The following is a 6,995-nucleotide window of genomic DNA, read 5'->3' as shown; positions in this document are numbered from 1 at the left end:
CTGGTCCGCCGACACCACCCCCGCTGCCCGCGACCAGGCCGTGGCCTTGCTGCAGGCCGCGGGCCTGGTGGTCAGCCCGCTGGCCGACGTGCCGGTGAACGCCTGGTAGTTCTCCACCGGGACGTTGGCGGACGCCTTCTTCAGCTCCTGGTCCTTGGCGTCGGTGGCGCCGGTGAACAGGCGCGGCTCGGGCAGGCCGACCGGGGACTCGTCCTCGGCGGCGCGGGCGTAGTTGTTCATGAAGCCCTGGCCGGGGGTGAGGAAGGTCCACTCCAGCCACTTGAGCCCGGCCTTGATCTGCTCCGGGGTGGCCTTCTTGTTGAACATGTAGCCGTCGCCGCCCATGAGGGTGCCCTTGCCACCCGGCATCGGGGCGAACGCCAGGTCCTCGTACTTCCCGCCGGCCTCCTTGACGATGCGCGGCACGTTGTCGGGGGCGGCGAGGTACATGCCGAGCTTGCCGGAGCCCATCATCTGGAGGGTGTCGTTGATGATGAGGAGCTGCTTGCTGCCCATGGAGTTGTCGCGCCAGCGCATGTCCTTCAGGTTCTGCAGCACCGCCTTGCCCTCGGGGGTGTCGACCGCGGCCTTCTTGCCGTCCTCGCTGACGACCGAGCCGCCCTGGGAGTAGATGTGGGCGGTGAAGTGCCAGCCGCCCTGGTTCTGGGCGCTGTACTCGGCGAAGCCGACGGTGCCGTTGCCCAGGCCCGCGATCTTCTTGGCGGCGGCCTGGACCTCGGGCCAGGTGGTCGGCGGCTTGTCCGGGTCGAGGCCGGCCTTGGTGAAGAGCGCCTTGCTGTAGAGCAGGCCCATGGAGTAGTTGGTGCGCGGGACGCCGTAGATCTTCCCGTCGACCGTGTAGGCGTCACGCAGGGGCTGGGCGATGTCCTTGTACGCCTTGAGGTCCTTGACGTACTCGGTGATGTCCGCGGCCTGGTTGATGGAGACGACGCGTTCGGTGTCGGTGAAGTACGTGTAGAACACGTCCTCCATCTGACCGCCCGCGAGCTTCGCGTCGAACGTCTTGGGGTCCTGGCACGGGAAGGCGTCGTGCGCGGTGATGTCGATGTCCGGGTTCTGCTTCTCGAACGCCTTGACGTCCTCGTCGAACCGCTTGTGGTCGATCTTCGCACTCGGCTGGGGCCAGCAGTTGACGGTGACGCGCGTCTTGCCGTCCGCGGCGCTCTCGCCCTCGGAGTTGCAGGCGGCCAGGCCGGTGACGGCCAGTGCGGTGGCTACGGCGGCGGCGCAGGTACGACGAAGAACGGAACTTCTCATCGGTGGACCCCTCTAGGGCAGGAGTGCGGGAAGCCCACAGCCAGGAGCTGTGTGGCGGACCACACTCAACCACCGCCGACGAATGTCCGCAAGATGTCACGTTGATTTCGTAAATCATTGACAGCTCTTGTCCGCTGAGCATGACAAGCGCCCGCAGAAGTGCGGTCGAAAGGCTGTACACGGAGGGGTGGATCCGGCTATTACGGGCACGTCACCTCCGCAACGTCCGCAAGCGGCGGCAGCTACGGCGAGCCACCGGCCCCTGCGGGAAGTGCGGGGAACGAAGGGTGCGGACAGGGTGCGACGGCCTGAGCGGCGGCGATGACCCCCTGCCGGGCGCCCCGGCGCCGGCCGGCCTGGGAGCGCTCTCCGCACAGACATGCGGGCCGCTCACCGGGCGGGGACCACCCTTTCGGGCTCGGTCGCCGGGTGGCCGCGGCAGCACCGGTGCCCCGTTGGGCACCCGGTCGGGCCGCGGCCCCACCCACTCTCGCCGACGACAGCTCTTCAGTAAGCCGTCGCCTCGGATACGCAAGAATATGGCAATAGTTGCAAGACGTTTATCGTCTCGTGATGGACATGCCCACCCGCGGCGGCTGCGGGACCGGCGATCTCGCGCGGGCCCGGCCGGCGGGAGGCCCTAGCGAAGGGCTGCGGACGACCGTACGCCGCCGAAGTCGATCGCGCGGTCAGCGTCGCGCAGGACCTCCTCGGCCACGCGTCGTACCTCGGCCGGCACGTCTCCCTGCTCCTCCACGAGGCCGGCGTAGATCGGTGCTTCGGTGCTGTCTGCGGAACTCATGCGCATTTCCCCGTCAGGTCTGGTGCGGATACCCCGCCGGTCGGCGGAGCGGGGGCGAGTGTACGTGGTGGGTGCCGGGCGCCGCGATTCCCGGTCCGGGGACCGAGACATCCCCGGACCTGCCGGAACCGCTACCGGCCGGTGCGGGGGCGGTCGGGTGGCCGGACGGGTTCCGTCCGGCTCAGGGCTGCTTCGGGCGCGGGGCGGGCGCCGACTGGGTGCGCCGCCGCCGGGCGGCGGGCAGGGGCCGGTGCCCCTCGGTCCACTCGTTCACCCAGCCGCAGCCCGAGCAGGCGTAGCGGCCGTCGAGCCCCGCGATCTGGGTGCCGCACCGGGCACATCCGATGTACGTGATCTCCGGGTGCTCCGTCATCGTCCGGCTCCAGCGGCTTCGAGCAGGACGCGGGCGAGCGCGCGCGGCCGGGAGAACATCGGCCAGTGACCGGTCTCCATCGTGACCAGCTCCCACCGCTCGCCCGTCAGCAGCCGCGCCACGTCGCCGTTCGGCTCGGCGCCGTCGAGCAGGCACTTCACGTACGTCGCGGGCAGCGAGCCGAGCGGGCCTCGCAGGACGGCCGGTTCGGTGAGGGTGGCGCCCGGGTGCGGTGTCGCCCCCGCCAGGAACCGGGCGATCTGCTCGTCGTCGAGCTCCTGACCGGCGCAGTCGGCCGCGGTCAGCGGGGGCCAGAAGCCGTCGTTCCCCTCGATCGCCGCCTCGACCTGCGCCCGGCCCTCGGGCCAGCTCGACACGAACGACTCGCCGTCGGCCGGGACGTTGGAATCGACGAAGACCACGCGCGCGAGCCGGTCCCCGATCCGCTCCGCCGCCTGCCCGACCGGGATGCCCGCGTAGCTGTGCCCGACCAGGACGACGTCCCGCAGACCGAGGCGGTCGACGTGGTCGGTGATGTCGTCGACATGGGTCTGCTGTCCGGCCTGCACGCCCTGCTTGTCCGCGAGGCCCGACAAGGTCAGCGGGTGGACCACGTGCCCGGCCGCGCGCAGGTCGGGCAGCACTTCGCTCCACGCCCACGAGCCGAGCCAGGCACCTGCCACCAAAACGAAGTTCGTCATGGCAGCAACGTAACGCGGGGGTCTGACAATCCCCCGGGCCCCGGGCCGCGTCCGCCGGGTCCGCCGCACGCCGCGCCCCGTCGCGTACGGCTTCGCCCCGTTCGGACCGGGCCCGCCCGGGGTCCGAAGTCGCTCTCCGGTGTTCTCCGACGACCTATGGCCCTACCTTCCGTACGTGCCAACTTCCGATCGGACAGGAGACATTGTCAGCCGTTTTTGACTGCTTTTCGCTATGAACGGAGGCCGTGGGGCTCGGGGAGGCAGGATGGCCTGCGTGATGGGCAACCTCCCTGTCGTGACGACCAGCTTCGTCGGCCGCGACGGCGAACTGGACAGCATCGAACGGGCACTTCGGGATCACCGGCTGGTCACTCTCAGCGGGAGCGGCGGGGTCGGCAAGAGCCGGCTGGCCCTGCAGACCGCCGGGAACGTCCGGGACCGGTACGCGGACGGCGTGTGGTGGGCCGACCTCTCGCACCTCGACGACGACCAGTTGCTCACCACGACGATCTGCGACGGCGTCGGGCTGCTGGACCACAGCCCCCGCCGCCCGGTGGCCGCGCTCTGCGAATGGCTCTCCGACCGCCGTCTGCTGCTCGTCCTCGACTGCTGCGAGCGGGTCGTCGACTCCTGCCGCCGGCTCGTCACCGAACTGCTCTCCGCCGCGCCGGGACTCACCGTCCTGGCCACCAGCCGGCAGCCTCTCGGCGCGGAGGGCGAGCACGCCGTGGAGGTGCCCCCGCTCTCCGCGGGCGAGGACGGCGACGAGGCCGTCCGGCTCTTCCGCGACCGTGCCGCCACCGTCGTCCCGGGGCTGGTGCTCGACTCCCCCGGCGACACGGCCGCCGTCTCCGAGATCTGCCGCCGTCTCGAAGGGATACCGCTCGCCGTCGAGCTGGCCTGCGCCCAGCTCCGCGAGAGCAGCGCGCAGGAGATCACCGGTCGGCTGGCCTCCCGGCTGGAGGCCCTCAGCGACGACACGCTCTGGCCCCGCCGCCACCGCGCCCTGCGCACCACGATCGGCTGGAGCCACGAGCTCTGCGCCCCGCTGGAGCGGCTGCTGTGGGCGCGGCTCTCCGTCTTCCGGGGCGTCATCACGGCGGCCGACGCCGAGGCGGTGTGCGCGGGCGGCCCCCTGGGCGCCGAGGCGATCGCCCCGGCGCTGGAGAGCCTCGCCGAGCAGTCCGTGCTCCGGCGGACCGGTGACGGCTACCGGATGTTGGACACGCTGCGCGAGTACGGGGCGATGTGGCTCGCCGAACTGGCGGAGGACACGCTCTTCACGGACCGGCACGCCCGGCACTTCGCGCAGATAGCCGTGCGGGCGCACAGCGGCTGGCTGGGCCCCCGGCAGGTCGAGTGGTACCGCAGGATCGCCTCCACGCACGCGGATCTCTGCGCGGCCCTGGAGCATCTGCTGGCCGAGGACCCCGAGAAGGCGATGGAGATGGCCGGATGCGCCGGTCTGTTCTGGAGCTGCTGCGGCCACCTGCACCAGGCCCGGACCTATCTGGAGCGGGTGCTGGCCCTGCCCCTGTCGGCCGGCCCGCACCGCACCCGCGCCCTCTGGGCCCTCGGCATCACGCTGACCCTCCAGGGGGACCATGAGGCGGCCCGCCGCGTCGGTGCCCAGTGCGAGGAGGCGGCCCGTCTCGGCCAGGACGCCGAAGGGGCCCTCTCGGCGGCCCACTCCATGAGCTTCACCTACCTGATGATGGGCCGGCCGCAGACCGCGCACCTGGTCAGCGACCACGCCCTGCGCCGCCATCCGGGGGACCCCGCCGACGCCCCCTCCCAGATGCGCTGCCGGGTGATACGTCTCTTCGCCCTGTCGGCGCTGGGCCGCCTGGACGAGGCGTACGAGGAGGCGACGCGGCTCCAGCGGACGAGCCTGCGCTTCGGCGAGCACTGGGCACGGGCCTACGCCGATCACCAGCTCGCCCTCATCCACCTGCTGCAGGGCCGTCCCCGCCACGCCGAGAGCCACGCCCGCGCGATGCTCGCGAGCAAGCACGAACTCCGCGACAGCCTCGGCATCGCCCTCGGTCTCGACCTGCTCGCCGGAGCCATCGCCGCCCAGGGCGACGGGGTCACGGCGGCCCGTACCTCCGGCACGGGGCACACGTACTGGCGGATCATCGGCCACCCCCACCGCGGCACCCCCGAACTCGGGGCGATCCGGGAGCAGTGGGAGCTCCAGGCCCGGCGGGCGGCCGGGAACACGGCGTACGAACGGGCCTACCGCCGGGCCTCGGCCGACGACGCCGAGCGCGGCCTGGCCCATGCCCTGGAGCGGAAACTCCCCTCCTGACCGGGCCGCTCCCCGGCTCCGACCGCCAGGGCGGCCAGCAGCGGGATCCGGCCCGACCGCGCCGAGGCACCGCTCGCGTCCGGGGCCGGGCGGGACACGGCTCGGTGGTGTGCCCGTGCGAGCACACCACCGAGGTCAGCACCCGTCCGCAGACGGTCAGTCGTTGTCGGTCTCCTCGCGGATGATGGTGTCGTTCTTGGCGTCCACGTCGAACGTGGTCTTCTTCCAGTCGGAGCCGACCACGTCGACCGACCAGATCGCGCCGTTGCCGTCGTTGTCGTCCAGGCTGACCTTGGTGACGGTCCCCTTCTTCTTCTCCGTGGCGACCTTGGCCGCCTGCTCGGGCGTCTGCGTGGCCTGGGCCAGCAGGTCGGCCGTCTGCTTCTTCTCCTCGTCGTCCTGGTCCGCGTCGACGCGGGCCTCGATCACCTTGCCGTCGACCGCGTTGATCCGCACGGTGTGGACCGTGCCGTCCTTCTCGGCGACCTCCGCGACCCAGACGGGGCCGTCGGCCCCGGGGCTCGCGCTCGGCGAACCGGTCGAGGTGGGGCTGCCGGTCGGGCTCGCGGCGCCGTCCGGGCTGGGGCTGCCGGTCGGGCTGCTGGTTCCGGTCGGGCTGGGGCTCTGGTCGCGGTCGTCGTCGTCCACACCCTCCAGGTCCAGATCGACGAGCTTGCCGCCGGCCACTTCACCGACCGCGGTGGTCGCGGCGTCGTCGAAGGTGACCTCGGTGGCGTCCAGCACCTTCTTGCGTTCCTGCTGGTCCTCGGTCAGCTCCGCGGTGGCCGACGGGGACGCCGTCGTCTTCTGCGGGAGGACCTTCGCGGCTTCGGTGGCCGCGGACGTCGCACTGTCCGAGCTCTGACCACATGCCGTCAGCAGGAGAGCGGCGGCGGCCACGCAGGCGGCGGCGCCGGTCACCTTGAGGTTGCGGGAGCGTAGGGAAAGACGGTTGTTTCGTCGGGGCTCAAGTCTCATGTACACATGCCTAGCCCTCCCGTCGACCAGTCATGTTGTCCTACCGGCCGGAGTCACCCGATCGACCGGACACCTCCGCCCGTTGGCCGTCGCGAACGGTCCTCGCCCCGCCGCTCCCCGGGCGGCCCGCGCCCGGGTGGGAAACAATGGGGGCAGGGCCGGTCGTCGTCGTGGTCCGGCCAGGAGGCGGTCATGAGCCACACGGAACGTTACGAACTGATCTTCCAGATGTCCGGCGCCGAGGACGACGTGGTCACCGTCCGGCTGACCGACCGGTCCGGAGCCGGCGGGTCTCCGGTGTACGAGGACGAGACGGGGATCGTGCGCGCCGAGATCAGCGACCGGGGCGAGGTGCGGATGCTCGCCAGCGGAGGACACCAGGTCCCCGGCACCCCGCTGCTCGCCCGGCCGCTGAGCGAGGGCGTTCCCGGGAGGCGCTGAGCAGGCGGACCGGCGCCGGGTACGGGGATCGGCGGGGGGGGGCGCCGGGGGGGGGGGGGGCCCCCCCCCCCCGGCCCCCACCCGCCGGGGCGCAAAAGCCCCCCCCGCAGA

7 protein-coding genes and 1 pseudogene are annotated in these 6,995 nt (G+C 71.9%); 3 read left to right on the top strand and 5 right to left on the bottom strand.

Translation table 11 applies throughout. The features are described 5' to 3' along the window. Positions 1 to 40: 40 nt before the first annotated feature. Positions 41 to 109, top strand: coding sequence for a hypothetical protein (locus AB0917_RS32950; protein WP_366823386.1), 69 nt, complete (start codon positions 41 to 43; stop codon positions 107 to 109). Here the strand turns inward: AB0917_RS32950 and AB0917_RS32945 are convergent. From AB0917_RS32945 to AB0917_RS32930, 4 genes and pseudogenes are all read right to left on the bottom strand, one after another. Then, a pseudogene (locus AB0917_RS32945) lies at positions 97 to 1,278 on the bottom strand (sugar ABC transporter substrate-binding protein); the annotation flags it as partial. The gene AB0917_RS32950 and the pseudogene AB0917_RS32945 sit on opposite strands and share 13 nt — an antisense overlap. Positions 1,279 to 1,918: 640 nt before the next feature. Continuing rightward, entirely contained in the window at positions 1,919 to 2,080 is a 162-nt protein-coding gene (locus AB0917_RS32940; protein ID WP_366823387.1) for a hypothetical protein, read from the bottom strand. A gap of 181 nt (positions 2,081 to 2,261) precedes the next feature. After that, a complete protein-coding gene (locus AB0917_RS32935) occupies positions 2,262 to 2,453 on the bottom strand; it encodes a hypothetical protein (protein ID WP_366823385.1) in 192 nt (63 codons plus the stop codon). Further along, positions 2,450 to 3,154, bottom strand: coding sequence for an alpha/beta fold hydrolase (locus AB0917_RS32930; protein ID WP_366823384.1), 705 nt, complete (start codon positions 3,152 to 3,154; stop codon positions 2,450 to 2,452). Before AB0917_RS32930 ends, AB0917_RS32935 begins: the two co-directional genes overlap by 4 nt. 277 nt (positions 3,155 to 3,431) lie before the next feature. On the opposite strand from AB0917_RS32930, the gene AB0917_RS32925 reads away from it, so the two are divergent. Then, positions 3,432 to 5,465: an NB-ARC domain-containing protein gene (locus AB0917_RS32925; RefSeq protein ID WP_366823383.1), complete on the top strand. Its 2,034-nt coding sequence runs from the start codon at positions 3,432 to 3,434 to the stop codon at positions 5,463 to 5,465. A 156-nt stretch (positions 5,466 to 5,621) separates the two neighbouring features. Here AB0917_RS32925 and AB0917_RS32920 read toward each other — a convergent pair whose 3' ends face one another. After that, entirely contained in the window at positions 5,622 to 6,443 is an 822-nt protein-coding gene (locus AB0917_RS32920) for a PepSY domain-containing protein (RefSeq protein WP_366823382.1), read from the bottom strand. A gap of 192 nt (positions 6,444 to 6,635) precedes the next feature. Here AB0917_RS32920 and AB0917_RS32915 point away from each other — a divergent pair, with 192 nt between their 5' ends. Further along, complete coding sequence (locus AB0917_RS32915) at positions 6,636 to 6,884, top strand: DUF6296 family protein (RefSeq protein ID WP_366823381.1); 249 nt, start codon at positions 6,636 to 6,638, stop codon at positions 6,882 to 6,884. Positions 6,885 to 6,995 lie beyond the last annotated feature (111 nt).

The organism is Streptomyces sp. NPDC007346, from assembly GCF_040703535.1.
GTDB lineage: Bacteria > Actinomycetota > Actinomycetes > Streptomycetales > Streptomycetaceae > Streptomyces.
This window is presented reverse-complemented; position numbering and strand designations above follow the sequence as displayed.